The sequence below is a fragment of the Streptomyces sp. NPDC050422 genome (genome assembly GCF_044458665.1).
GTDB lineage: Bacteria > Actinomycetota > Actinomycetes > Streptomycetales > Streptomycetaceae > Streptomyces.
In genome coordinates this window covers 100,288-122,444 of record NZ_JBITIE010000003.1, presented here as the reverse complement: position 1 = coordinate 122,444, position 22,157 = coordinate 100,288, and the positions used below count along the sequence as shown (strand labels likewise).

21 protein-coding genes are annotated in these 22,157 nt (G+C 71.9%); 5 read left to right on the top strand and 16 right to left on the bottom strand.

The features are described from left to right. Positions 1 to 221: 221 nt before the first annotated feature. Complete coding sequence (locus ACIBJG_RS05140; RefSeq protein ID WP_399304050.1) at positions 222 to 1,298, top strand: M4 family metallopeptidase; 1,077 nt, start codon at positions 222 to 224, stop codon at positions 1,296 to 1,298. 33 nt (positions 1,299 to 1,331) lie between these two features. Beyond that, a complete protein-coding gene (locus ACIBJG_RS05135; protein ID WP_399304048.1) occupies positions 1,332 to 1,598 on the top strand; it encodes a protealysin inhibitor emfourin in 267 nt (88 codons plus the stop codon). Between the two features lie 216 nt (positions 1,599 to 1,814). On the opposite strand, the gene era is transcribed toward ACIBJG_RS05135, so the two are convergent. From era to ACIBJG_RS05110, 5 genes are all read right to left on the bottom strand, one after another. Further along, on the bottom strand, positions 1,815 to 2,789 hold the full coding sequence (gene era, locus ACIBJG_RS05130) for a GTPase Era (protein WP_399304046.1): 975 nt from the start codon (positions 2,787 to 2,789) through the stop codon (positions 1,815 to 1,817). Positions 2,790 to 2,851: 62 nt separating this feature from the next. Beyond that, positions 2,852 to 3,805 carry a WxL protein peptidoglycan domain-containing protein gene (locus tag ACIBJG_RS05125; RefSeq protein ID WP_399304044.1) on the bottom strand — a complete coding sequence of 318 codons (954 nt, stop codon included), beginning with the start codon at positions 3,803 to 3,805 and terminating at the stop codon, positions 2,852 to 2,854. An 81-nt stretch (positions 3,806 to 3,886) separates the two neighbouring features. Further along, on the bottom strand, positions 3,887 to 5,269 hold the full coding sequence (locus tag ACIBJG_RS05120) for a beta-xylosidase (protein ID WP_399304042.1): 1,383 nt from the start codon (positions 5,267 to 5,269) through the stop codon (positions 3,887 to 3,889). 215 nt (positions 5,270 to 5,484) lie between these two features. Beyond that, positions 5,485 to 5,838: a cytidine deaminase gene (locus ACIBJG_RS05115; protein WP_399304040.1), complete on the bottom strand. Its 354-nt coding sequence runs from the start codon at positions 5,836 to 5,838 to the stop codon at positions 5,485 to 5,487. Positions 5,839 to 5,890: 52 nt separating this feature from the next. After that, on the bottom strand, positions 5,891 to 6,784 hold the full coding sequence (locus ACIBJG_RS05110; RefSeq protein ID WP_399304038.1) for a helix-turn-helix transcriptional regulator: 894 nt from the start codon (positions 6,782 to 6,784) through the stop codon (positions 5,891 to 5,893). Positions 6,785 to 6,886: 102 nt separating this feature from the next. Here ACIBJG_RS05110 and ACIBJG_RS05105 point away from each other — a divergent pair, with 102 nt between their 5' ends. Further along, complete coding sequence (locus tag ACIBJG_RS05105) at positions 6,887 to 8,299, top strand: MFS transporter (RefSeq protein ID WP_399304036.1); 1,413 nt, start codon at positions 6,887 to 6,889, stop codon at positions 8,297 to 8,299. Here the strand turns inward: ACIBJG_RS05105 and ACIBJG_RS05100 are convergent. Then, positions 8,296 to 8,829: a winged helix-turn-helix transcriptional regulator gene (locus tag ACIBJG_RS05100; RefSeq protein ID WP_399304034.1), complete on the bottom strand. Its 534-nt coding sequence runs from the start codon at positions 8,827 to 8,829 to the stop codon at positions 8,296 to 8,298. The genes ACIBJG_RS05105 and ACIBJG_RS05100 overlap by 4 nt on opposite strands. A gap of 57 nt (positions 8,830 to 8,886) precedes the next feature. Here ACIBJG_RS05100 and ACIBJG_RS05095 point away from each other — a divergent pair, with 57 nt between their 5' ends. Beyond that, the gene (locus ACIBJG_RS05095) at positions 8,887 to 9,534 is read left to right on the top strand and encodes a dihydrofolate reductase family protein (RefSeq protein ID WP_399304032.1); all 648 of its coding nucleotides are present in this window, start codon (positions 8,887 to 8,889) and stop codon (positions 9,532 to 9,534) included. A gap of 25 nt (positions 9,535 to 9,559) precedes the next feature. Here ACIBJG_RS05095 and ACIBJG_RS05090 read toward each other — a convergent pair whose 3' ends face one another. From ACIBJG_RS05090 to ACIBJG_RS05070, 5 genes are all read right to left on the bottom strand, one after another. Beyond that, a complete protein-coding gene (locus ACIBJG_RS05090) occupies positions 9,560 to 9,913 on the bottom strand; it encodes an MmcQ/YjbR family DNA-binding protein (protein ID WP_399304030.1) in 354 nt (117 codons plus the stop codon). Further along, a complete protein-coding gene (locus ACIBJG_RS05085; RefSeq protein WP_399304028.1) occupies positions 9,910 to 11,202 on the bottom strand; it encodes a hemolysin family protein in 1,293 nt (430 codons plus the stop codon). Before ACIBJG_RS05085 ends, ACIBJG_RS05090 begins: the two co-directional genes overlap by 4 nt. Beyond that, complete coding sequence (gene ybeY / locus ACIBJG_RS05080) at positions 11,199 to 11,696, bottom strand: rRNA maturation RNase YbeY (RefSeq protein ID WP_326736120.1); 498 nt, start codon at positions 11,694 to 11,696, stop codon at positions 11,199 to 11,201. The genes ACIBJG_RS05085 and ybeY overlap by 4 nt, the downstream gene beginning before the upstream one ends. Before the next feature lie 9 nt (positions 11,697 to 11,705). Then, positions 11,706 to 12,749, bottom strand: a complete 1,044-nt coding sequence (locus ACIBJG_RS05075) for a PhoH family protein (RefSeq protein ID WP_399304026.1) — start codon at positions 12,747 to 12,749, stop codon at positions 11,706 to 11,708. A 132-nt stretch (positions 12,750 to 12,881) separates the two neighbouring features. Then, positions 12,882 to 13,991: a carbohydrate kinase family protein gene (locus ACIBJG_RS05070; RefSeq protein ID WP_399304024.1), complete on the bottom strand. Its 1,110-nt coding sequence runs from the start codon at positions 13,989 to 13,991 to the stop codon at positions 12,882 to 12,884. Positions 13,992 to 14,356: 365 nt separating this feature from the next. On the opposite strand from ACIBJG_RS05070, the gene ACIBJG_RS05065 reads away from it, so the two are divergent. Further along, positions 14,357 to 15,715 carry an MFS transporter gene (locus ACIBJG_RS05065; RefSeq protein ID WP_399304022.1) on the top strand — a complete coding sequence of 453 codons (1,359 nt, stop codon included), beginning with the start codon at positions 14,357 to 14,359 and terminating at the stop codon, positions 15,713 to 15,715. Here the strand turns inward: ACIBJG_RS05065 and ACIBJG_RS05060 are convergent. From ACIBJG_RS05060 to ACIBJG_RS05040, 5 genes are all read right to left on the bottom strand, one after another. Next, positions 15,679 to 16,671: an adenosine deaminase gene (locus ACIBJG_RS05060; protein WP_399304020.1), complete on the bottom strand. Its 993-nt coding sequence runs from the start codon at positions 16,669 to 16,671 to the stop codon at positions 15,679 to 15,681. The two genes, ACIBJG_RS05065 and ACIBJG_RS05060, sit on opposite strands and share 37 nt — an antisense overlap. Before the next feature lie 38 nt (positions 16,672 to 16,709). After that, positions 16,710 to 17,618, bottom strand: a complete 909-nt coding sequence (locus tag ACIBJG_RS05055; protein ID WP_399304018.1) for a ribonuclease Z — start codon at positions 17,616 to 17,618, stop codon at positions 16,710 to 16,712. A gap of 25 nt (positions 17,619 to 17,643) precedes the next feature. Then, positions 17,644 to 18,003 carry a histidine triad nucleotide-binding protein gene (locus tag ACIBJG_RS05050; protein ID WP_399304016.1) on the bottom strand — a complete coding sequence of 120 codons (360 nt, stop codon included), beginning with the start codon at positions 18,001 to 18,003 and terminating at the stop codon, positions 17,644 to 17,646. 286 nt (positions 18,004 to 18,289) lie between these two features. Further along, positions 18,290 to 21,505 (bottom strand): S41 family peptidase, encoded by a 3,216-nt coding sequence (locus ACIBJG_RS05045; protein ID WP_399304014.1) that lies wholly within the window; start codon positions 21,503 to 21,505, stop codon positions 18,290 to 18,292. A 68-nt stretch (positions 21,506 to 21,573) separates the two neighbouring features. Continuing rightward, positions 21,574 to 22,122, bottom strand: coding sequence for a hypothetical protein (locus tag ACIBJG_RS05040; RefSeq protein ID WP_399304012.1), 549 nt, complete (start codon positions 22,120 to 22,122; stop codon positions 21,574 to 21,576). Positions 22,123 to 22,157 lie beyond the last annotated feature (35 nt).

The following is a 22,157-nucleotide window of genomic DNA, read 5'->3' as shown; positions in this document are numbered from 1 at the left end:
GGGTCGGCCTACGACTACAGGCCCTCGCCGCGGCAGCTAAGAAGGAGCAGCCCGAAACGCATGATGCGAAGAGACTAACCGAGGGGCGCCCGAGACGTCGGTGCCGTATCAGTATGCGGGACCGGGCACCGGTAACGGGTGAACCGTGAGGGATCACTCTATTTCGTCAATCCTGGTAGCAACCAGTGACTTTGCGATCACGCACTGCCACAGTCGTGTGTATGCAGCCTCGATCTCAGCACGAACACCGTCCTGTCTTCTGCACCATCGTGCCGCCCCACGTCCTCGACAAGCTGTCGCAGTCCGACGACCCCGTCCTGGCGGGCCCGGCCCGCCGCACCCTGGAGGCCGATGCCGCCCGGCGCACCCGCCGCCAGGTGACCACCGTCGTCCGGACCACCGTCGCCCCCGCGCCGGAGGGGAACCGGTCCGGCAAACCCGACCGCACGCTCTACGACTGCCGCCACGGCACGGACCTGCCGGGCACGAAGGTCCGCTCCGAGGGCGAGGACCCCACATCCGACGCCAGCGTCAACCGCGCGTACGCGGGACTCGGCGCCACCTTCGAACTTCTGCTCAGCGCCTACGGCCGACGTTCGATCGACGGCAACGGGCTGCCGCTGATCGGCTCCGTGCACTACGACGAGAAGTACAACAACGCCTTCTTCGACGGCGAGCAGATGGTCTTCGGTGACGGGGACGGGGAGATCTTCCTCGACTTCACCGTCGCCATCGACGTGATCGCGCACGAGCTGGCGCACGGACTTACCCAGTACACGGCCAACCTGAACTACTACGGCCAGTCCGGCGCGCTCAACGAGTCGGTGTCGGACGTGTTCGGTTCCCTGGTCAAGCAGTACTCGCTGGGGCAGACCGCCGGGCAGGCCGACTGGCTGATCGGCGCGGGCCTGCTGGCGCCGCGCGTCCAGGGCGTGGCGCTGCGCTCGATGAAGGCACCCGGTACCGCGTACGACGACGACGTGCTCGGCAAGGACCCGCAGCCCGCCTCGATGGACGACTACATCCACACGGGCGACGACAACGGCGGGGTGCACCTCAACTCCGGCATCCCGAACCGCGCGTTCTACCTGCTGGCCACGGCACTCGGCGGCAGTTCCTGGGAGCGGGCGGGCCAGCTCTGGTTCGATGTGCTCACGGGTGGTGAACTGGCGGTGGACGCGGACTTCGCGTCCTTCGCCCGGCTGACCGTGGCGGCGGCCCGCAGCCGCTTCGGCGAGGGCGACGAGGTGGAGGCGGTCCTCAAGGCCTGGTCGGAGGTGGGCGTGCCGACCGCGTAGGCCCTGAGCCCGTCCGTCGAGGAAGGACACCGCATGCGGATCCAGGTGAGCAGGACCGGCGGCTTCGCCGGTATCGCGCGCCACCACGAGATCGACACCTCGGGACGGGCCGACGCCCACGAGTGGGAGACCCTGGCCGAGTCGGCGCTCGCCGACGGCCGGGAGGCGCCTGCGGCGGGCGTCCCGGACGGCTTCAGTTACCGGATCACGGTCGGCGACCGGTCGGTGCACTGCGCGGACCCACGCCTGACCGACGCCCAGCGCGCCCTGGTCTCACGCGTCCTGAAGGAGGGCGCGTGAGACCGGCGGCGTACGCCTGACGGAGCTCAGCAGGGCCCAGCCATTACCGGCCTGCGGGCGGCTGCGCGGACCTCCGGCCTCCGGGGCATGGCCCGGTCAGAACCCGAGCTTCCGCAGCTGCTCGGGGCACCACTTCCCACGCCGCCCTCGCACCCCACGGCCCCAGGGGGCCTCAGCGGCTTCGCAGCTGCGCCGGCCGCCGAGGCGTGACTCCGCTCAGAACCCGAGCTTCCGCAGCTGCTTGGGGTCGCGCTGCCAGTCCTTGGCGACCTTCACGTGCAGGTCGAGGAAGACGGGCGTGCCCAGCAGGGCCTCGATGTGCTTGCGCGACTTCGTGCCGACTTCCTTCAGCCGCTTGCCCTTCGGGCCGATGATGATGCCCTTCTGGCTGGGCCGCTCGATGTAGACGTTCGCGTGGATGTCGAGCAGCGGCTTGTCCGCCGGACGGTCCTCGCGCGGCAGCATCTCCTCGACGACGACCGCGATGGAGTGCGGCAGCTCGTCCCGTACGCCTTCGAGCGCGGCCTCCCGGATCAGCTCCGCGACCATGACCATCTCGGGCTCGTCGGTGAGATCGCCCTCCGGGTAGAGCGGCGGGCTCTCCGGGAGCAGTGGGGCGATCAGGTCGGCCAGCAGGCCGACCTGATCGTCCTTGACCGCCGAGACCGGGATGATCTCCGCCCATTCGAAGCCGAGCTCCTCGCCGAGTCGGGAGACGGCCAGCAGCTGTTCGGCGAGCTGCTTGGACTCGACGAGGTCCGACTTGGTGATGATCGCGATCTTGGGCGTCTTCTTGATGCCCGCGAGTTCCTTGATGATGTACTTGTCGCCGGGGCCGAGCTTCTGGTCGGCGGGCAGGCAGAAGCCGATGACGTCGACCTCGGCCCAGGTGGTGCGTACGACGTCGTTGAGACGCTCGCCCAGCAGGGTGCGCGGCTTGTGGAGGCCGGGGGTGTCGACCAGGATCAGCTGTGCGTCCGGCCGGTGCACGATGCCGCGCACGGTGTGCCGGGTCGTCTGGGGCCGGTTGGACGTGATCGCCACCTTCTGGCCGACCAGAGCGTTCGTAAGGGTGGACTTGCCCGCGTTGGGACGGCCCACGAAGCAGGCGAAACCGGCCCGGTGGGGGGCGGTGTTCTCAGCCTGCTGCGCAGCAGCTTCTGGGTTAGGTCGAGCGCTCATGGCGCCCATTGTCCCCGATCCCGGCGGCCGCGGGGCACCAAGGCGCTCGCCGCGGCCACCGGACCCGCTTATCAGGCCGTGCGCCGACGGCTGCGGCGTGACCGGATCCACAGCGCCGCACCCCCGGCGAGCGCCGCGAGGAGCACCCCGGCGACCAGCCAGGGCAGCGCGAAGTACGACACGGAGGCCGACTCGCGGGTGTCGCGGGCGCTCGCGGTCAGCTTGATCTCGCCCCACTCCACCTGCGGCGCGCCCGCCCACTCCTCGGTGAGCCGGACCTCCTGGCGGGGCAGCAGTTCGGACGGGATGCGCTTGAGGTCACGGGCGAGCAGGGTCCGGCCGAAGAGGCCCTCGGCCTTGAGGGCGACCTTGGGGCTGAGGGTGACGTTGCCGCGGTTATGGAGGGTGTACGAGATAACGGCGCGGGACTTCCCGGTGCCGGGGACGAGCGGCTGGGTGTGCTCGACCTTCACGTCGTCGACGGAGAGCGCGGGCATCGTCGGGCCGTTGACCCGGAGATAGATCCGCGCGCCGACCGCCTTCTGGATGCCGACGGCGACGGCGCCCGCGTCGGCGGGGTCGACGCGTTCGTCGAGTGCGACGAGCGCGCCGGGGTGGTCGCCCGGTTCGGCGTCCTCGGGCACCTCGATGGTGACGGGCACGGTGACCGAGCCGTGCGGCTTCACGGTGACCCGGTCGCGGTCTGCCTTCGCCCAGGCTCCGACGGAGCGCTGCTTCTCGTTCTGCGCCCGGACCGCGAACCCGCCGTCGCGTGCGGTGTTGTACGCGTCGGCGGCGTACAGCCGGAAGGTCAGCGGCTCACCCGTCTTGTTGGTGACGGTGACCTTGTCGGTGAGGGTGGCGCCGGGGTCGGCGGAGAGGTAGAAGTACGGTCGCCCGCCCGCGTCGGCGGTGGCGGGGAAGACCGACCAGCTGCCGTTGTCGGCGGCGCCGGCCGTGGGCGCGCCGAGCAGGAGGAACCCTCCGGCCAGCAGGGTGGACAGGAGTACGGAGAGTTTGCGCACGGTGCGGGCTCCCAGGTGCACGCTCGGGCGGGGTGGGCCGGCCGGGTGCGCGCCCGGCCCACCGGTTGATCTAACGCTTGCTCACGTGAGGGTGAGCGTGAGGACCCCGGTGTACGCGCCGGGCGCCGTGAACGCCGGTACGTCCAGCGAGAGCTGGGCGTCGACGGTGAACTCACCGCCGGTGAACGCCCCGTCCGGCGTGGACGCCAGAGTGGCCCCCGCGCTGCCGACCGTTCCCTCGGACCCGGCCGCACAGGTGCTCGGGCTGCCGGACTTCGTCGCGCAGGCCGGGCTCCAGCCGAGCGCGGACGCGCCGATCGTCGCCCCGGCCGGGCCCGTGAAGTCGGTGACCTTGCCGGTCAGGGACCAGCCCGCGGGGCCGCCGCGGAAGTCCTGGACCGTCACGGTCTGCAGGGCGCCGGTGGAGGCGCCGCCCTGCCCGAAGTCGACCGCCGACAGGGCGACGGAGTCCCCTGCCTGGGCCATGGTGAGCGTCCCCGGCTTGACGGACGAGGTCAGCTTCTGGCTGCCGTCCGGGATCTCGCCGCCGCCTGTGGTGACGGTGTAGGCCTGGGGGCCCGCACCCTTGGCGGCGTCCCAGTCGGCGCCCTCGTAGGCCACGATGCCGGTGGTGGCCGGATCGTTGACGGTGAGCTGCCCGGTGAACGAACCCGAACCGTCCGCCGTGGCCGTCGCGGTGTCACCGGTCGGGGCGTCCCCGGCCCGGCCGGCGAGCGTGACGGACGCGCCCGCGGTGAACTTCGACCCGGTCACGGTGACCTGGTCGCCGGCCGCGCCGGAGGCCGTACCGAGCTGGATGGCGCGTTCGTTGACCTGGCCGCCGCCGTCCGTGGCGATGATCGTCTGGGAGACGGGGGCGGGCGGATCGGTGACCGTGCAGGGTGTGTCCAGCTCCATGATGTAGCTGGTGTGGATGTTGTAGTCGCCGGGCGAGAGGGTGATCTCACCGGGCGCGGTGACGGTGAAGGAGCCGGTCATGGAGAACGACGGGAAATCGCCCTTGCCGGGCACCGGCTCGTTCTTCTTCGGGCCCGCCACCGTGACGTCGGCGGACTGCGCACCGCCGACGGTGACCTTGCCGGTCGGCGTCATGATGTCGGCGGGGAGCGCCAGGTCGACCGGGTTGCTCGCGGCCGGCTTGACGACGGTGTACGTCACCGTGACCGTTTCGCCGACCTTGGGCGCGGCGTTGTCGACGGTGATCTCGGCCGAGGTCGTCCCGTCGATCGGCGGGATGCCGGCGATGGCGGGCGGGATGCAGTGGGTCGGGAAGTCCACCGCGACCGAGGCCGTCGCACTGGCCTGCGCGGGTCCGGCGAGCAGCCCTCCCCCGGTGACGACGAGCGCGCCGACACCCAGTGCGGCGGCCCAACGGCGGCCGCGGTCCGGACGGCCTGGGCGACGGGATCTTCGGCTGTCGGATCTTCGAATCGCTTGGCGCATGGAGCCCCCTCCTGCGGGATCCGGCGCGGCGGCTCTTCCGCGTCGGCAGGGAGCCATTGATGACTTCGGTCCGGAAGAAGTCAATGGGATCGAAATGCGCTGACTGATGGGCCATCAGATGGTGTCAAGATCCATGGTTCCCGCACATCCTGTACGAACGCCCTGCACCGGTGGGCGCGGGGCGTTCGTACACACGATGGTGGTCCTGCGCAGGTTCAGCCCGCCGTCACGGAGAGCCGCAGCACCCCGTCGGGCCCGGCGAGCAGCACCGGCGTGTCCGCCCCGCCCAGGTCCCGTACCGCGGCCCTGTCCTCGTCGGAGGGGGTCTGCGCCTCGGAGACGACAGCGGCCGCCTCCAACGACGTGGCCCCGCTGGCCACGGCCATCGCGACGGCCGTCCGCAGCGCGCTGAGCCGCAGCGACTCCAGCTCCACGGTGCCCGCCACGTACGTACGTCCGGTCTCGTCCCGTACGGCCGCGCCCTCCGGCACACCGTTGCGGGCGCGGGCGCTGCGCGCCAGCGTGACGATCTTGCGGTCCTCGGCGCCGAGGTCGGTGCTATCGGTCATGTGCCGAGCATACGAAGCGCGGCGAGGGACGCGGCACGCGGGCGCCCGCCCTTCACCCCTGAACCTGACGCATCGAACCCCGCCGGCCCTCCGGCGAGGCCAGCCACCGCAGCTTCTCCTCGGTGCCGGTGCCCGGCCACGGGTTGTGCAGCACGACCGCCAGATCCGGGCGGGCCGGAATGCGCAACTGGGTCGCCTCCATGACCAGCGCGCCGACCGCCGGGTGCGACAGCTCCTTGCGCATCTGCCCGCCCGGCGCGACGTCCCGCCGCGCCCACAGCTCGGCGAACTCGGGGCTGCGCTCAGCCGCCTCGGCCACGATCGCCCGGAACCCCTCGTCGTCGGGGCACTCCGCGCACGCGGCCCGGAACTGGGCGACGACCCGGGCAGCGGTCTCCCACCACTCCTGGCCCCGGCCCCGGTGGACGGGGTCGGTGAAGAAGGCGATCACACAGTTCTGCGGCCGGTCCGGCCGCAGCCCCATCACCATCGAGGCCGCGTCGTTGTAGAGGATGACGTTCCAGTACGCGTCCATGATGTGCGCCGGGAAGGGCATCCAGCCGTCGAGCAGCCGCTGCAGTCCCTCGCACATGTCCACATGCGCCGGATCGACCTCCGGCGCGGGCGGGTTGAGCCCGGCGAGCACATAGAGGTGACGGCGTTCGGCGCTGCTGAGGCGCAGCACCCGGGCGACGGAGTCCAGCACCTGGGGCGACACGGTGATGTCGCGGCCCTGCTCCAGCCACTGGTACCAGGAGACGCCCACTCCCGCGAGGACCGCGACCTCTTCGCGCCGCAGCCCCGGGGTGCGCCGCCGGGCCCCACCGTCCGGGAGACCGGCCTCGGCCGGGCTGACCCGCGCCCGCCGGCTCATCAGGAACTCCCGCAGCTCGCCGAGGCGATGCGACTTGCCGACGTCCGCCGCGGTCCGGGCCGGTGTGCCCACGTACTCCCCCCTGCTGTCCGTGTCCGCGCCTGCCTGGTGGTGCGGGCAACAGGATAAGTTCCGTCTCCCCACGGATATTCCGACGGCCGCAGGCTCATGCCCATGGCGATCGATTCACCCTCCCCCGCAGCTGTCACCCCTCCCGTCCCCGCGCCACCCGCCCCGGACCGGCTCTCCGGCCGGGCCCGGCTGGTGCTCCTCGTCCTGTGCGCCGCGCAGTTCATGGTGTCGCTCGACTTCTCCGTACTGAACGTGGCGCTGCCCGTCCTCGGCGACGACCTCGGCCTGAGCCGGTCCGGCCTCCAGTGGGCGATCACCGCGTTCGCCCTGCCGTCCGGCGGCTTCCTGCTGCTCTTCGGCCGGATCTCGGACCTCTACGGCCGCCGCCGTATGTTCCTCACCGGGCTCGCGGTCTTCGGCGCGGCCTCGCTGCTGGCCACGTTCGCCTGGAACCCGGCCGTCTTCCTCACCGGACGGGCGCTCCAGGGGCTCGGCGCCGCGGTCATCGTGCCCACCGGGATGTCCCTGCTCACCACCACGTTCCCGGAGGGGCCGCTGCGGGACCGGGCGCTCGGCATCAGCGGCACCCTGCTCTCCCTCGGCTTCACCGTCGGCATGGTGGCCGGCGGCACCCTCACCGACACCCTCGGCTGGCGCTCCACGATGGGGCTGCTGACCCTGGCCGCGGTGGCCGTCCTCGCGGCGGCGCCCGCGCTGCTCACGGAGTCCCGTACGCCCGACCGGCCGCGGCTGGACGTACCCGGCGCCGTGACCGTCACCGGTGGGCTGCTCGCGCTGATCTACGCCCTCTCCACCGCCGCCGAACACGGCTTCGGCCGCGTGGACGTGCAGGTCTCGCTGGCCGCCGGGGTCGTCCTGCTCGCCGCTTTCGTGGCCGTCGAGTCCCGTGCGTCCGCCCCGCTGGTCTCGCTGCCGATGCTCCGCCGGCGCACGGTGGCCTTCGGCAATCTGGGCGGGCTGCTCACCTTCTCGATGATGAGCACCATCGTCTTCGTCCTGACCCTGTATTTGCAGGAGGTCCTGGACCTGTCGGCTTTCGGGACCGGGCTGGTCTTCGGGGTGCAGGGCGTCGCCTCGGTGGTGGCGGGTGTGTACGCCCCGAAGGTCATCGGCCGGTTCGGTGCCCGGCGCACTCTGGCCGCCTCCCTCCTGGGCCAGGGCCTGTTCATCGCAGCGCTGCTGGGCCTCGGTACGGACTCGGGCGTCTGGCTGGCCACGGTCGCTGTCTCGCTCGCCAGCATGTGCCACCTCGGCGCGATCATCGCGTACGGACTGACCGTCACGTCGGGGGTGCCGAACGAGGAGCAGGGTCTGGCGACGGGCCTGGTCACCACGACCCAGCAGGTCGGGCTCACGATCGGGATCCCGCTGCTCGGCGTGCTGGCGACGACCCAGGGCTCCCTGTTCGACGGCGTACGGACCGTGGTCGCGGTGGCCGCGGGGCTGCTGGTCGTCGCCGCGGGCGTGGTGGGCGCGGGGCTGCGGCGGGCCTAGAGGATGGGGGCCTGTCCACCGACCGCTTCCTCGTAGGCGGCCGTCAGTTCCGCCAGCACGCCGTCCGTACGGGCCGGCGCCCCGGTCAGGTGGGTGGCGCGGAGCTCGTCCATGAACCGCTCCCACGTCGGGGGGCCGCCGGCGGCCAGCAGTTCGGCCCGCACCGTGAGCTCCGGCGCCGTGTCCAGCCAGCGGGCACCCCAGGCGCCGAGCTGGGCCATCACCGGGACGAGCTGCACGGCCGCCTCGGTGAGGTGGTACGCGACCTTCTGGCGGTGGCTCGGGTCGTCGTCGCGGGTGAGCAGCCCCGCCTCCACGAGTTTCGCCAGCCGGTTGGCCAGGATGTTGGACGCGATGCCTTCCATGGACGCGTTGAGCAGCTCCCGGAAGTGGGCGAGGCCGCCGAACATGATGTCGCGGAGCACGATCAGGCTCCAGCGGTCCCCGAGGAGCTCGACCGTCATGTTGATCGGGCAGCCGGACCGGCCCGGCGACACGGGCAGCTTTCCGGTGGGAACTGGTTGCAACATGGGAGCAGTCTAGATAGCTTACAAACCGGTTGCAGATTGCAATCGGAAGGGGATCCGATGAAACCGCTGGTCCGCGTCCAGAACTTCTGTGTCTCCCGAGACGGCTACGGCGCCGGGGAGAACCAAACGCTCGACCGCCCGTTCGGCAACGTCGACCCCGGCGAGCTCGTCTCCTGGGCCGGTGCCACCGCCCACTGGCCCAACCGGACCGACCCCGGGGGCAGCCTCGGGCTGGACGACTACTTCACCCGCGACTTCTCCCACAACATCGGCGCCGAGATCATGGGCCGCAACAAGTTCGGCCCGCAGCGCGGTCCGTGGGAGAACCACGATTGGGAGGGCTGGTGGGGCGAGGAGCCCCCGTTCCACACCCCGGTGTTCGTCCTCACCCACCACGAACGCCCGTCGATCACGCTCGGGGAGACCACGTTCCACTTTCTCGACGCGTCCCCGAAGGACGCGCTCGCCCGGGCCTTCGAGGCCGCCGAGGGCAAGGACGTACGCATCGGTGGCGGTGTCGCCACGGTCCGCGAGTTCCTCGACGCCGACCTCATCGACTCGCTGCACGTCGCCGTCTCGCCGCTCGACATCGGTGCGGGCGAACGGCTGTGGGAGAGCCCTGAGGCGCTGACCGACCGTTTCCACCTGGAGAAGGTCCCGAGCCCGGGCAGCGACGTGGTGCATCACCTGCTCTGGCGGAAGTGACCGGACCGGACCCGGACGGTCTGTCCTACGCCCGGTCGAGCCGCAGCCGCTCCGCCCGTGGCAGCTTCGCCACCACGAGGTCGTAACTGTCCTCGATCAGCTCACGCAGCTTCGCGTCCGGCAGACCGGACACCGTGACGGTGTTCCAGTGCCGCTTGTTCATGTGCCACCCCGGCGCCACGGCCTCGTACTCCTCCCGGAGCCGCACCGCGTCGTCGGGGTCGCACTTGAGGTTCACCGTCAGCGGCCGCGCGTCCAGCGTGCTCAGCGCGAACATCTTGCCGAGCACCTTGAAGACCGACGCATCCGGCCCGAACGGGAACTCCTCCACGCTCGCGTTGAACCCCAGGCAGAACGCCCGCAGCTGCTTCGGTGTCATGCCGTCGCCTCCTCCTCGGGAGCCACCGGCTCCACCAGCACCGTGACGATCTTGTTCCGCCGGCCCGCCGGGGACTCCGCGGTCAGCCGCAGCCGGCGCCCGTCGGGGAGCTCGACCTGGGACGAGGCACCCGCGATCGGGACCCGGCCCAGCGCCTTCGCGAGCAGGCCGCCGACGGTCTCCACGTCCTCGTCGTCGTACTCGTCGAGGCCGAACAGGTCGCCGAGGTCGCCGATGTCCAGTCGGGCGGTCACCCGGAAGCAGCCGTTCTCCAGCGCCTGGACCGGCGGGAGCTCCCGGTCGTACTCGTCGGTGATCTCGCCGACGATCTCCTCCAGGATGTCCTCGATGGTGACGATGCCCGCCGTGCCGCCGTACTCGTCGATGACGACGGCGACGTGGTTGCGGTCCTGCTGCATCTCCCGCAGCAGGTCACCGGCGTTCTTCGTGTCGGGCACGAACGCCGCCGGACGCATCGCCGTGGAGACCAGATCGGCCTCGGAGTCCCGGTTGATGTGCGTCTTGCGGACCAGGTCCTTGAGGTAGACGATCCCGACGATGTCGTCCTCGTTCTCCCCGGTGACGGGGATCCGCGAGAAACCGGAACGCAGCGCCAGGGTCAGCGCCTGCCGGATCGTCTTGTAACGCTCGATGCAGACCAGGTCGGTGCGCGGCACCATCACCTCGCGCACGAGTGTGTCGCCGAGCTCGAAGACGGAGTGCACCATGCGGCGCTCCTCGTCCTCGATCAGCGACTCCTGCTCGGCGAGGTCGACCATCGCCCGCAGCTCGGCCTCGCTGGCGAACGGGCCCTTGCGGAACCCCTTGCCCGGCGTCAGCGCGTTGCCGATGAGGATCAGCAGCTGCGGAATCGGCCCCATGATCCGGGCCAGCGGCAGCAGGACGTACGCCGCCGCGGTGGCCGTGTTCAGCGGGTGCTGGCGGCCGATGGTGCGCGGTGAGACACCGATGGCGACATAGGAGACGAGGACCATCACGCCCATGGCTACGGCCAGCGCCTGCCAGGTCTCCGGGAACTCCTTCAGGCAGGCGTACGTGACGAGCACCCCGGCCGCCATCTCGCAGGCGACCCGCACCAGCAGGGCGACGTTGAGATAGCGCGTCGGATCGGCCGCGACCTGTTCCAGCTTGTCGCTGCCGCGCCGCCCCGAGCGGACGGCCTCGGCGGCCCGGAAGCTCGACGTACGCGCGATGCCGGCCTCGGCGCAGGCCGCGAGCCAGCCGACGACGACCAGCAGGACGACCCCAAAGACGAGAGGCAGGCTCACGAGACGGTGGGGGCGGGCGACGGGCCGGTCATGCCGTGCTCGCCGCGCCAGCCGTCCACGATCGCCGCCTGGAGACCGAACATCTCGGCCTTCTCGTCGGGCTCCTCGTGGTCGTAGCCGAGCAGGTGCAGCACCCCGTGGACGGTGAGGAGCTGGAGCTCCTCGTCCATGGAGTGCTGCGTGTCGGCGTCCTCGCCCTGCTTCTTGGCGACCTCCGGGCAGAGCACGATGTCACCGAGGAGCCCCTGCGGGGGCTCCTCGTCGTCCTTGGCCGGCGGACGCAGTTCGTCCATCGGGAAGGACATGACGTCCGTCGGGCCCGGCAGGTCCATCCACTGGATGTGGAGCTGTTCCATGGCGGCGGTGTCCACCACGATCACCGAGAGTTCGGAGAGCGGGTGGATCCTCATCCGCGCGAGCGCGTAGCGGGCGATGTCGAGGATCGCCTGCTCGTCGACCTCGGTTCCGGACTCGTTGTTGACGTCGATCGACATGGTGCGCTGCTACTGCTTCCCGTTGCGTCGGCCCTGGCTCTTGCCGGCCTGGCCGTCCTGGTCGCTGTCGTACTTCTCGTACGCGTCGACGATACGGCCGACCAGCTTGTGCCGGACGACATCCTGGGACGTGAGCCGGGAGAAGTGCACGTCGTCGATGCCTTCGAGGATGTCCTGCACCTGCCGCAGACCACTCTTGGTGCCGTTCGGCAGGTCGACCTGGGTGACGTCACCCGTGACGACGATCTGCGAGTCGAAGCCGAGCCGGGTCAGGAACATCTTCATCTGCTCGGCACTGGTGTTCTGCGCCTCGTCCAGGATGATGAAAGCATCATTGAGCGTCCTGCCACGCATGTATGCCAGCGGGGCCACCTCGATCGTGCCCGCCGCCATCAGCCGCGGGATCGAGTCGGGGTCGAGCATGTCGTGCAGGGCGTCGTAGAGCGGGCGCAGGTACGGGTCGATCTTGTCGAAGAGCGTGCCGGGCAGGAAGCCGAGCCGCTCACCGGCCTCGACCGCCGGGCGGGTCAGGATGATCCGGCTGACCTGCTTGGACTGCAGGGCCTGGACCGCCTTGGCCATGGCGAGGTAGGTCTTGCCGGTACCGGCCGGGCCGATGCCGAAGACGATCGTGTGCTTGTCGATCGCGTCGACGTACCGCTTCTGGTTGAGCGTCTTGGGGCGGATCGTGCGGCCGCGGCTGGAGAGGATGTTCTGCGTGAGCACCTCGGCCGGGGTCTCGGTGCCGTCGGCCTGGCCGGTGTCGGTGGCCCTGAGCATCGCAATCGAACGTTCCACAGCGTCCTCCGTCATCGGCTGACCGGTGCGGAGCACCAGCACCATCTCGTCGAACAGGCGCTGGATCAGGGCGATGTCCGCCGTGTTGCCCGTTGCGGTTATGTCATTGCCCCGGACGTGGATGTCGGCCGCCGGGAACGCCGCTTCGATCACGCGCAGCAACGAGTCGCCCGATCCGAGGAGCATCACCATGGGGTGTGCGGCCGGAATGCTGATGTGGGCACGCGCCTGCGGCCGTGTGGGTGTCTGAGTCATGGGCCGGCCCTCGGGCCTGCGCATACCTCCCGCTGCGGGGTTCTCGCTGCTCGAAAACCTCTTCATGACCCAGCCTACGACTCCGTACTGACAACACCGAGAGGTTTTCGCGGGCGGAAGGAGTCCACGGGGTTACGGACGGAAGCCGATCGTCGGGACGGCCCGGCGCAGCGGCCAGGGACGGGTGGCCGCCGGAAGCAGGTCCTGGAGGAAGGCGTACCGCTGGAGCGCGGCCGGGTCCTGGTCGGTGACGGTACGGATGCGCTGCCACCAGGCGGCGATCTCCGCCCAGCCGGGGGCCGAGAGCGAGCCGCCGAACTCCTGGACCGAGAGGGCCGCGGTGAGACCGGCGAAGGCGAGGCGGTCGGCGAGGGGCCAGTTGGCGAGGGTGCCGGTGACGAAGCCGGCGACGAAGACGTCGCCGGCACCGGTCGGGTCCAGGGCCTCGACCGCGATCGCGGGGACCTCGGCGGTGGTCCCGGTGGCCGCGTCGACCGCGTACGCGCCCTCGGCGCCGAGGGTGACGACGGCGAGCGGGACCCGTTCGGCGAGGGCGTGTGCGGCGGCGCGGGGGCAGTCGGTGCGGGTGTAGCGCATGGCCTCCTCGGCGTTGGGGAGGAATGCCTGGCAGTGCTCCAGGTCGGTCAGGCCGTCGAGGTCCCAGCGGCCGGTCTCGTCCCAGCCGACGTCGGCGAAGACCAGGGCCCCCCGGCGGGCCGCCGCGGCCACCCAGGTTTCACTGCGGCCGGGGGCGAGCGAGGCGATGGCGGCCCGGGCCCGGGGCGGGCACCGGGGCGAGACGGCGGGGGCTCCGGGGGGTGCGAACGCGGGCGGGGGCGGGGCCTCGTGGCCGTGCGAGACCATCGTCCGCTCGCCCTCGTACGCCATGGAGACGGTCACCGGGGAGTGCCAGCCGCGGACGGTGTGCGACAGGGACAGGTCGATGCCCTCGCCCTGTTCGAGGGCGTCCCAGCAGTACTCGCCGTAGTGGTCGTCGCCGAACGCCGCGGCGAGTGAGGTGTGGAGGCCGAGGCGGGCCAGCGCGGTGGCCATGTTGGCGACGCCGCCGGGGCTGGACCCCATGCCGCGTGCCCAGGACTCGGTGCCGCGCACGGGGGCGCTGTCCAGGCCGGTGAAGATGATGTCGAGGAAGACCGTGCCGGTGAGGAAGACGTCGCAGTCGGGGTCCTGCGGTGCGCGCAGCCCGTCCAGTGGGTCGATGGCTGGAATGTCGGTGCTCACCTTGCACTCCCCGGTCGTGGCGGTTGCGGCCAGTGTGCCCGATTCCCGCTTGCGTGCGCCTGGTCCGCGCCGGTCCGCGGCGGGTCTGCGTACACAGAGGCTGACCTGCATAAACATGCGCTGATACCCGCATAGAAACACGGCAAACGCATAAGTGACTCAGATCACAGCGGGTCGCCTTTCGGTCGGCCGGGAGCACTTGATACAAATTGGCCCGCGACCACCGTTGGGGATCTCACCGGCGAGTGTGCCGAACCCCCGCGTTTTCCGTACTTCTCGCAGTTCTCGCAGTTCCCTCATTTTCGCAGTACTCGCATTGCCCCCTCTGCCTTTTCGCCTCTTCTGGCATGTCTTCAGGAACGCCCATGTCCTCGCGCCCTCGCGCCGCGTGGCCTCTGGTTGCCGTGTTCACCGCCGGTTACCTCGCCGCCTATCTCCTCCCCACCATCGTGGGACGGCTCTCCGTCTATCTGGGCCTCACCACGGCCCAGGCCGGTCTGGTCGGCAGCGCCCTGCTGCTGAGCTCGGCCTCCGCGGGCTTCTGCCTGGCGGGCCGCGTCGAGACGTACGGGCCGCGGAGACCGGCGCGGCTCGGGCTGGTGCTGGCCGTGCTGGGGTACGGCTGCGCCGCGCTGGCCGGGTCCGTGCCGCTGGTGGTCCTGGGCGCCGTGGTCGGCGGTTTCGGCTCCGGTACGGCGACCGCGGTGGCCGCGGCGGGCATCGCCGCCCAGCGCGACCCGCACCGGACATCGTCCCTGGGGCTGCTGAGCGTCTCGGCGACCGCGGGCGCCCTGTATCTGACGATCCCCCACCTGGGCGGCGGCCACCGGCTGCCGTTCGCGTCGATCGCGCTGGTCGCGCTGCTGGTCTGGCCGGCCACCTCCCGGCTCGGCAGCCCGGTGGTCCCCGCGGGTCCGGCCGTCCCCGCCTCGGGGCGGCTGCCGCACCGCCGCTCGGGTCTGGTGCTGGCGGGCGGCATGCTCGTCTGGTCCATGGCGCAGAACGCGCTGTGGGGGGTCAGCAGCCGCATCGGCGTGGACCAGGTCGGCCTCTCCGAGGTCGCCATAGGAGCGGTGTTCGCCGCCGCGCTGGGCGCCGGTCTGCTCGGTGTGATGGGGGCCGGTGTGCTCGGGGGCCGGCTCGGGCGGGCGGTGCCGATCGGTCTGGGCACCATGGTCATCGCGGTGAGCATCGTGCTCAGCTCGTCGGCCGTGAGCCTCGGCTCGTTCGCGACCGGCGAGATCCTGTGGAACACCTTCTACCCGGTGGTCCTGTCGTACCTGATCGGGCTGGCCGCGTCCCTGGACGTGCGCGGGCGCTGGGCGGTCCTGGCGGGCTCGGCCTCGTCGGTGGGCGTGGCCTGCGGTCCGGTGCTCGGCAGTGTGCTGTCCGAGGGGGCCGGCTTCCCGGGCATGGGGCTGATCCTGGGCGCCGTGACGCTGCTGGTCGCGGCCCCGGTGACGGCGGTGGCCCTGCACACCGGTGGCCGTCCGCTGGTGCCGGGCTCGGTGCGGCGCAGGGGCGGCGCTCCGGCGGCCCTGCTCGCGGTCACCACCGGTGCGGTGCCGGGGGCCGTCCCGAAGCTGGGCGCGCCCGAGCAGGCCGTCACGGAGATCAGCCTGCCCGCGCTGCGCCGCAGGCGCCTGGTCAGGAGTGCGTTCCGGACGGCCGGCCCGTCGGGCGCCGGTCAGTCGAACGCGTACGCCTCGACCTCCGACAGGTAGCGCGCCCTGCGCTCCTCGTCGTGGTCGAGGAAGGCCGCCTCGAAGGAGTTGCGGGCCAGGGTGCGCAACTGCTCGCGCTCCAGGCCGAGCGCCTCGTGGACGGCGTGGAAGGTGTCCCCGACGTACCCGCCGAAGTAGGCGGGGTCGTCGGAGTTCACCGTGCAGAGCAGCCCGGCGTCCATCATGGCCCGCAGCGGGTGCTCCTCCAGGGTGTCGATGGCGCGCAGCCGTACGTTGGACAGCGGGCAGAGGGTGAGCGGCACCCGGTCGGCGACCAGCCGCTTCACCAGGTCCGGGTCCTCCATGCAGCGCAGTCCGTGGTCGATGCGCTCCACGCCGAGTACGTCGAGCGCCTCGGTGATGTACGCGGGCGGCCCCTCCTCGCCCGCGTGGGCGACCTTGCGCAGTCCGAGCGCGTCGGCCGCCGCGTACACCTCGCGGAACTTGGCGGGCGGGTGGCCGACCTCGGCGGAATCCAGGCCGACGGCGCTGATCCGGTGCAGGTACGGCTTCGCGGCCTCCAGCGTCTCCAGTGCCGAGTCGGCGGACTCGTCGCGCAGGAAGCACATGATGAGCTGGGTGGAGATGCCGTGCTGCTCCTCGCTGCGCTCCAGCGCCCGGCCTAGTCCCTCGATGACGGTGCCGATGGGTACGCCGCGGGCGGTGTGCGCCTGCGGGTCGAAGAAGATCTCCGCGTGGCGCACGCCCTGGACGGCGGCGCGGGTGAGGTAGGCGTCGGCGAGTTCGGTGAAGTCGTCCTCGGTCCGCAGCACCGCCATCAGCGCGTAGTACAGGTTGAGGAAGCTCTGCAGGTCGTCGAAGAGGTAGGCGGTACGCAGTTCCTCGGTGTCCGCGTAGGGCAGCGGCACGCCGTTGCGTGCGGCGAGCGCGAAGGCCAGCTCGGGTTCGAGGGTCCCTTCGATGTGGAGGTGGAGTTCTGCTTTGGGGAGGTGCACGGGTTTCTCACTTACGCATGTGGTGCTGCTGTCGGGTGTTACGGGTGACGGCTCGGTACCGGGATCCGTGTCAGGTCCTGGGCGACGGTCAGTTCGCCCTCGAACCCGGCCGCCCGGGCCTGGGCCCCGAAGGCCTCCGGGTCCGGGTAGCGCTGGGAGAAGTGCGTGAGCACGAGGTGCCGTACGCCTGCGTCCCGCGCGACCCGGGCCGCCTGTCCGGCGGTCAGATGGCCGTGGTCGGTGGCCAGTTCCTCGTCCTCGTCGAGGAAGGTCGACTCGATGACCAGCATGTCGCAGCCCTCGGCGAGTGCGTACACGCCGTCGCACAGTCTCGTGTCCATGATGAACGCGAACCGCTGTCCGCGCCTGCGCTCGGAGACGTCGTCGAGGGTGACCCCGCCGAGCGCGCCCTCGCGCTGGATCCGGCCGACGTCCGGTCCGGCGATGCCGTGCTCCGCGAGCTTCGCGGGCAGCATGCGCCGCCCGTCGGGCTCGACCAGGCGGTAGCCGTACGACTCGACGGGGTGCGAGAGCTTGTGGCTGCTGAGGGTGTACGTGTCCGTGGTGGCCAGCGGCCCGTCGGCGGCGACCGGGGCCTCGGTCAGCTCGACGGATTCGCGGTAGGCGGTGGCGTACCGGAGCCGGTCGAAGAAGTGCTGCCCGCTCGCCGGGTAGTGCGCGGTGACGGGGTGCGGGACCTGGTCGAGGTTGATCCGCTGGATCACCCCGGCGAGGCCGAGCGAGTGGTCGCCGTGGAAGTGCGTGACGCAGATCCGGTCGATGTCGTGCGCGGCGACGCCGGCCCGCAGCATCTGGCGCTGGGTGCCCTCGCCGGGGTCGAAGAGGATGCCCTCGCCGTCCCAGCGCAGCAGGTAGCCGTTGTGGTTGCGGTGCCGGGTCGGGACCTGGCTGGCGGTGCCGAGGACGACGAGTTCGCGTACGGACACGGGGTGCTGCTTCCTCGTTCCGGTCCTAGCCGGGGGGCCACTGGAGACCGCGGCCGCCCAGGACGTGCGCGTGCGCGTGGAACACGGTCTGTCCGGCTCCGGCGCCGGTGTTGAACACGACCCGGTACCCGGTCCCGTCGACCTTCTCGTCGGCGGCGACGTGCCCGGCCTCGCTCAGCACGTCGGCGAGGATCTGCGGCTCGGCGGCGGCGAGGGACGCGGCGTCGGGGTGGTGGACGCGGGGGATGACCAGGACGTGGGTGGGGGCCTGGGGGTTGATGTCGCGGAAGGCGACCGTGGTGTCGGTCTCCCGGACGATGGTGGCCGGGATCTCGCCCGAGACGATCTTGCAGAACAGGCAGTCGGGCTGCGGTTCTCCTGCCATGGGGTGCGCTCCTCTGTCTCGGTGATCCGTTACGGGGCAGCCTAGCGGGCGGGGCCGGGCCGCCGGTGCGGGGCGCATTCGGGGGCTCCGCCCCACTTCCAGCCCCGCCGGCGTTTGAGGCGCGAGGTCCGGGGCGGAGCCCCACTTCCAGCCCCGCCGGCGTTTGAGGCGCGGGGTCCGGGGCGGAGCCCCGGTTGCGGGAAGGGGCGGGCAGGGGAACAGGCCCGCCGCAGGCGACACACCCGCACCCCGCAACCACACCCGCACCGGCCCCACCCCTCTCCGCTCACTCCGGCAGCGTCGGCGCCGTCTTCGCCGGTGTGCGGCTCAGCGACTCCAGCGCGATCCGGATCGCCTCGTCCAGCTGCGGGTCCCGGCCCGCCGCGTGGTCCTGCGGCGCCATGACGACCTCCACGTCGGGGTCGACGCCGTGGTTCTCGACGCCCCACCCGTACCCCTCCAGCCAGAAGGCGTACTTGGGCTGGGTGACCAGCGTGCCGTCGACGAGGCGGTACCGGCTGTCGATGCCCACCACGCCGCCCCAGGTGCGTACGCCGACGACGGGGCCGATGTCCAGCGCCTTGATCGCCGCGTTCACGATGTCGCCGTCCGAGCCGGAGAACTCGTTCGCGACCGCCACGACGGGGCCGCGCGGCGCGTCGCCCGGGTAGCTTGAGGGCCGCATGCCGCGGGGCAGGTCCCAGCCGACGATGCGGCGGGCCAGCTTCTCCACGACCAGCTGCGAGGTGTGGCCGCCGCGGTTCTCCCGTACGTCCACCACCAGCCCCTCGCGGGCGACCTCGGTGCGCAGGTCGCGGTGGATCTGCGCCCAGCCCGAGCCGACCATGTCGGGGACGTGGAGGTAGCCCAGGCGCCCGCCGGACTGCTCGTGCACGTACGCGCGCCGGTCGGCGACCCACGCGTGGTAGCGCAGTGCCTCCTCGTCGGCGATCGGCACGACGACGACGTGGCGCGGGTCGCCGCCGTCGACCGGCGAGACGGTCAGCTCGACGGGCTTCCCGGCCGAGCCGGTGAGCAGCGGCGCGGGGCCGGTGAGGGGGTCGACCGGGTGTCCGTCGACGGCCAGGACCGTGTCGCCCGGCCGGACGGCGACGCCGGGCGCGGCGAGCGGGGCCCGGGCGGCGGGGTCGGAGGTCTCGGACGGCAGGATGCGGTCGATGCGCCAGCTCCCGTCGTCCGCGCGGGAGAGGTCGGCGCCGAGCAGTCCCTGCCGGGCGGAGTCGTCGCGCCAGCCGCCGGAGGGGGTCACATAGGCGTGCGAGGTGCCGAGTTCACCCTGGACCTCCCAGAGGAGGTCGATGAGGTCGTCGTGGGTGGCGACGCGCTCCAGGACGGGGCGGTAGCGGTCCAGGACGCCGTCCCAGTCGATGCCGCCCATGTCGGGGCGCCAGAAGTTGTCCCGCATGATGCGGCCGGCCTCGTCGTACATCTGGCGCCATTCGGCGGCCGGGTCGAGGGTGCGGCGGACGCGCGAGAGGTCGACGGTGATGTTGCCGTCGTCGCTGTCGTCGTCGGAACCCGCGGACACCCGGCTGTCGGACGGGACGACGCGCAGCTTGCCGTGGCTGTGCAGGACCAGGCGCTTGCCGTCGCCGCTGACCGCGAACCCGCTGATGTCGGAGGCGAGTTCCTCGCAGCGCAGCTTCTCCAGGTCGTACCGCTCCAGGACGGGCTCGGGGTGGCTGGCGTCAGGAGTGGGGGCGCTCGTGCCGAGCACCCCGGTCACCGGGTGGCGCAGCCACAGCAGCCCGTCCTTCGCGGCCCGCAGCGAGGAGTAGCTGGCGGCCTCGACGGGCAGCGGCACGATCCGGTCCGCGAGGCCGTCCAGGTCGATGCGGGTGACGGGGAGCGCCGTGGGGTTGTCCTCGCCGTCGCCGGCCTTCTCCTTCTCGGTCGGGCGGCCGTGGAGCTGCGGCCCGAACGGGGAGGGGGTGGTCGCGGCGAGCGTCAGCAGGTGCGGCCGGCAGGCGCCGATGAACGCCAGGTCGAAGACATGGGAGTCGTAGATCGGGTCGAACGCCCGCTCCGAGAGGAACGCCAGGTGCTTTCCGTCGGCGGTGAAGGCCGGTGCGAAGTCCCGGAACCGCAGCGGGGTCGCCTCGGAGACCGACAGGTCGGCGAGGTGCGCGAGCTTGAGCTGGCTCAGCGGCTCGGGGCCGGGGTGTGACCAGGCGAGCCAGGCGGAGTCGGGTGAGAAGACGAGGCCGGAGGCGTCGCCGTGCTCGCTGCGGTCCACCTCGTGGACCTCGCCGCTCTCCCGCTCGACGATCAGGACGCGCCCGTCGTGGGCGGCGACGGCGAACCGGCTGCCGTCGGGTGCCGGGGCCAGGTCGAGGACGCGGCCGATCCGGCCTGCGGCGAGGCGGCGCGGGACGGTACCGGGGCCGGTCCCGGTGGCGGGGGCGCACTCCAGCGCGTCGTCGCCCTCGGCGTCGGTGACCCAGACGACGTGCTGGTCACCGTCGGCCTGGAAGGTGTAGGGCAGCCTGGCCCGTACGCCGGGTTCGACGGCGAGTGCGCGGGCCGGGCCCTCGCGGTGGGTGACCCAGTGGACGGCGCCGCGGGACTCGACGGCGCTGCCGCGGCCGGTGCGGTCGGGGGACGCGGTGTGCAGGTGGCTGCCGGCGTGCACGGGGTGCGGCTGGAGGTCGGCGCGCTGACCGCCGAGCCGGATGTCGAGGCGGCGGGGGCCTTCGCTCTCCAGGCTGTCCAGGAGCCACAGTTCACCGGCGGCCGCGTAGGCGACACGGGTGCCGTCCGTGGTGGCGTGCCGGGCGTAGAAGCCTTCGATGCCGGTGTGCCGGCGCAGGTCGGTGCCGTCGGGGAGGGAGGAGTAGAGAGCGCCGACGTCTTCGTGGTCGGAGAGGAAGGCGATGCGGTCGCCGACCCACATCGGGCACTCGATGTTGCCGTCGAGCTCCTCGTGGACGCGTACGAACTCCGCCGGGTCCCCCTCGGCCGCGATCCAGAGCTTGCCCGCCGTGCCGCCCCGGTAGCGCTTCCAGGTGGCGGCCTCGCGCCCCATGGTGGCCGAGAGCAGCAGGACGCGTCCGCCGGGACCGTACGCGAGGGAGCCGACCGGTCCGTACGGGAGGGTCCGCGCGGGCCCGCCGTCGACCGGGACGGCGCGGGCCCAGGAGCGCCGGAGCGAGACCTGGCCCTGGGTGCTGGTGACCAGCACGTCGCCGTCCGGGGTCCAGCCGCGTACGGCGGTCCGTGCGTCACCCCAGTGGGTCAGCCGCCGGGAGGGGCCGCCGTCGACGGGGGCGAGGTGCACCTCGGGGGCCCCGTCCCGGGTGGACGTCCAGGCGACGAGGGTGCCGTCAGGAGATATCCGGGGCTGGGTGACGGGACGGTTGTCGGCGCTGACACGCCAGGCTCGGCCGCCGTCGAGCGGCGCCAGCCAGACATCGTCCTCGGCGGTGAAGGCGATCGAGTCGCCCTGGACATGGGGATACCGGAGGTAGGAAGGCTGTGTCACAGCGATCAGCCTAGGCCGCTCCCGTGCCTGGTGGCACGGGGTTGGCCGGAGTCCGCCCTCCGGCCGGCTCACTTGCCCCGGGGCTGTTCCGTGACCGTGACGGTCACGGTGACCGTCGGCCGGGCCCCTCCCCCGCCGCCGCCCTTGCCGTCGTCCGGCGCGGAAGTCGAGGCCGGCGCCTCGCAGTTGCCGAGCAGGCTGGCCCGGAACACGGTCCGGCCGTCGGCCTTCGCCGTCAGGTCACCGCGCACGCAGCGGCCGTCGACCGCCTGCCTGACCTGGCCGGCGATCTTGATGTCCCGGCCCTCCTTCGTCCGGCCGCTGCAGTCGACGTCGGCGACGCGGCGCGTGGAGGCGGTGGACGAACCCGCCCGCGCTGACGACGACTTCGCCCCGTCCCCCTCGACGTTCGCCGCGCAGGTCAGCCACTGCACGTGCACGCCTTCGTGTTCCAGGGCGCGGGTGGCGGTGCGGTCGGTGGTCACGGCGATGGACGCGGTGTTCAGTCCGTCCGCGGGTTCGCAGGCGACGAGGCCCGCGACGGCGGTGGCCGCGAGGCAGATCGCGGCCGGAAAGCGACGGGTCGCCCGGCGACCCCATGCCCTTGATGTCCCCATACGGGCAGCTTCCCACCACTCCTGACGCAGCGGTA

What these genes read in the sequence shown, in the direction of transcription:
- ACIBJG_RS05140 (WP_399304050.1), top strand. Translation starts at nt 222, where the DNA reads ATGCAGCCTCGATCTCAGCACGAACACCGTCCTGTCTTCTGCACCATC.
- ACIBJG_RS05135 (WP_399304048.1), top strand. Translation starts at nt 1,332, where the DNA reads ATGCGGATCCAGGTGAGCAGGACCGGCGGCTTCGCCGGTATCGCGCGC.
- era (WP_399304046.1), bottom strand. Translation starts at nt 2,789, where the DNA reads ATGGGCGCCATGAGCGCTCGACCTAACCCAGAAGCTGCTGCGCAGCAG.
- ACIBJG_RS05120 (WP_399304042.1), bottom strand. Translation starts at nt 5,269, where the DNA reads ATGCGCCAAGCGATTCGAAGATCCGACAGCCGAAGATCCCGTCGCCCA.
- ACIBJG_RS05115 (WP_399304040.1), bottom strand. Translation starts at nt 5,838, where the DNA reads ATGACCGATAGCACCGACCTCGGCGCCGAGGACCGCAAGATCGTCACG.
- ACIBJG_RS05105 (WP_399304036.1), top strand. Translation starts at nt 6,887, where the DNA reads ATGGCGATCGATTCACCCTCCCCCGCAGCTGTCACCCCTCCCGTCCCC.
- ACIBJG_RS05100 (WP_399304034.1), bottom strand. Translation starts at nt 8,829, where the DNA reads ATGTTGCAACCAGTTCCCACCGGAAAGCTGCCCGTGTCGCCGGGCCGG.
- ACIBJG_RS05095 (WP_399304032.1), top strand. Translation starts at nt 8,887, where the DNA reads ATGAAACCGCTGGTCCGCGTCCAGAACTTCTGTGTCTCCCGAGACGGC.
- ACIBJG_RS05090 (WP_399304030.1), bottom strand. Translation starts at nt 9,913, where the DNA reads ATGACACCGAAGCAGCTGCGGGCGTTCTGCCTGGGGTTCAACGCGAGC.
- ybeY (WP_326736120.1), bottom strand. Translation starts at nt 11,696, where the DNA reads ATGTCGATCGACGTCAACAACGAGTCCGGAACCGAGGTCGACGAGCAG.
- ACIBJG_RS05075 (WP_399304026.1), bottom strand. Translation starts at nt 12,749, where the DNA reads ATGACTCAGACACCCACACGGCCGCAGGCGCGTGCCCACATCAGCATT.
- ACIBJG_RS05065 (WP_399304022.1), top strand. Translation starts at nt 14,357, where the DNA reads ATGTCCTCGCGCCCTCGCGCCGCGTGGCCTCTGGTTGCCGTGTTCACC.
- ACIBJG_RS05050 (WP_399304016.1), bottom strand. Translation starts at nt 18,003, where the DNA reads ATGGCAGGAGAACCGCAGCCCGACTGCCTGTTCTGCAAGATCGTCTCG.
- ACIBJG_RS05040 (WP_399304012.1), bottom strand. Translation starts at nt 22,122, where the DNA reads ATGGGGACATCAAGGGCATGGGGTCGCCGGGCGACCCGTCGCTTTCCG.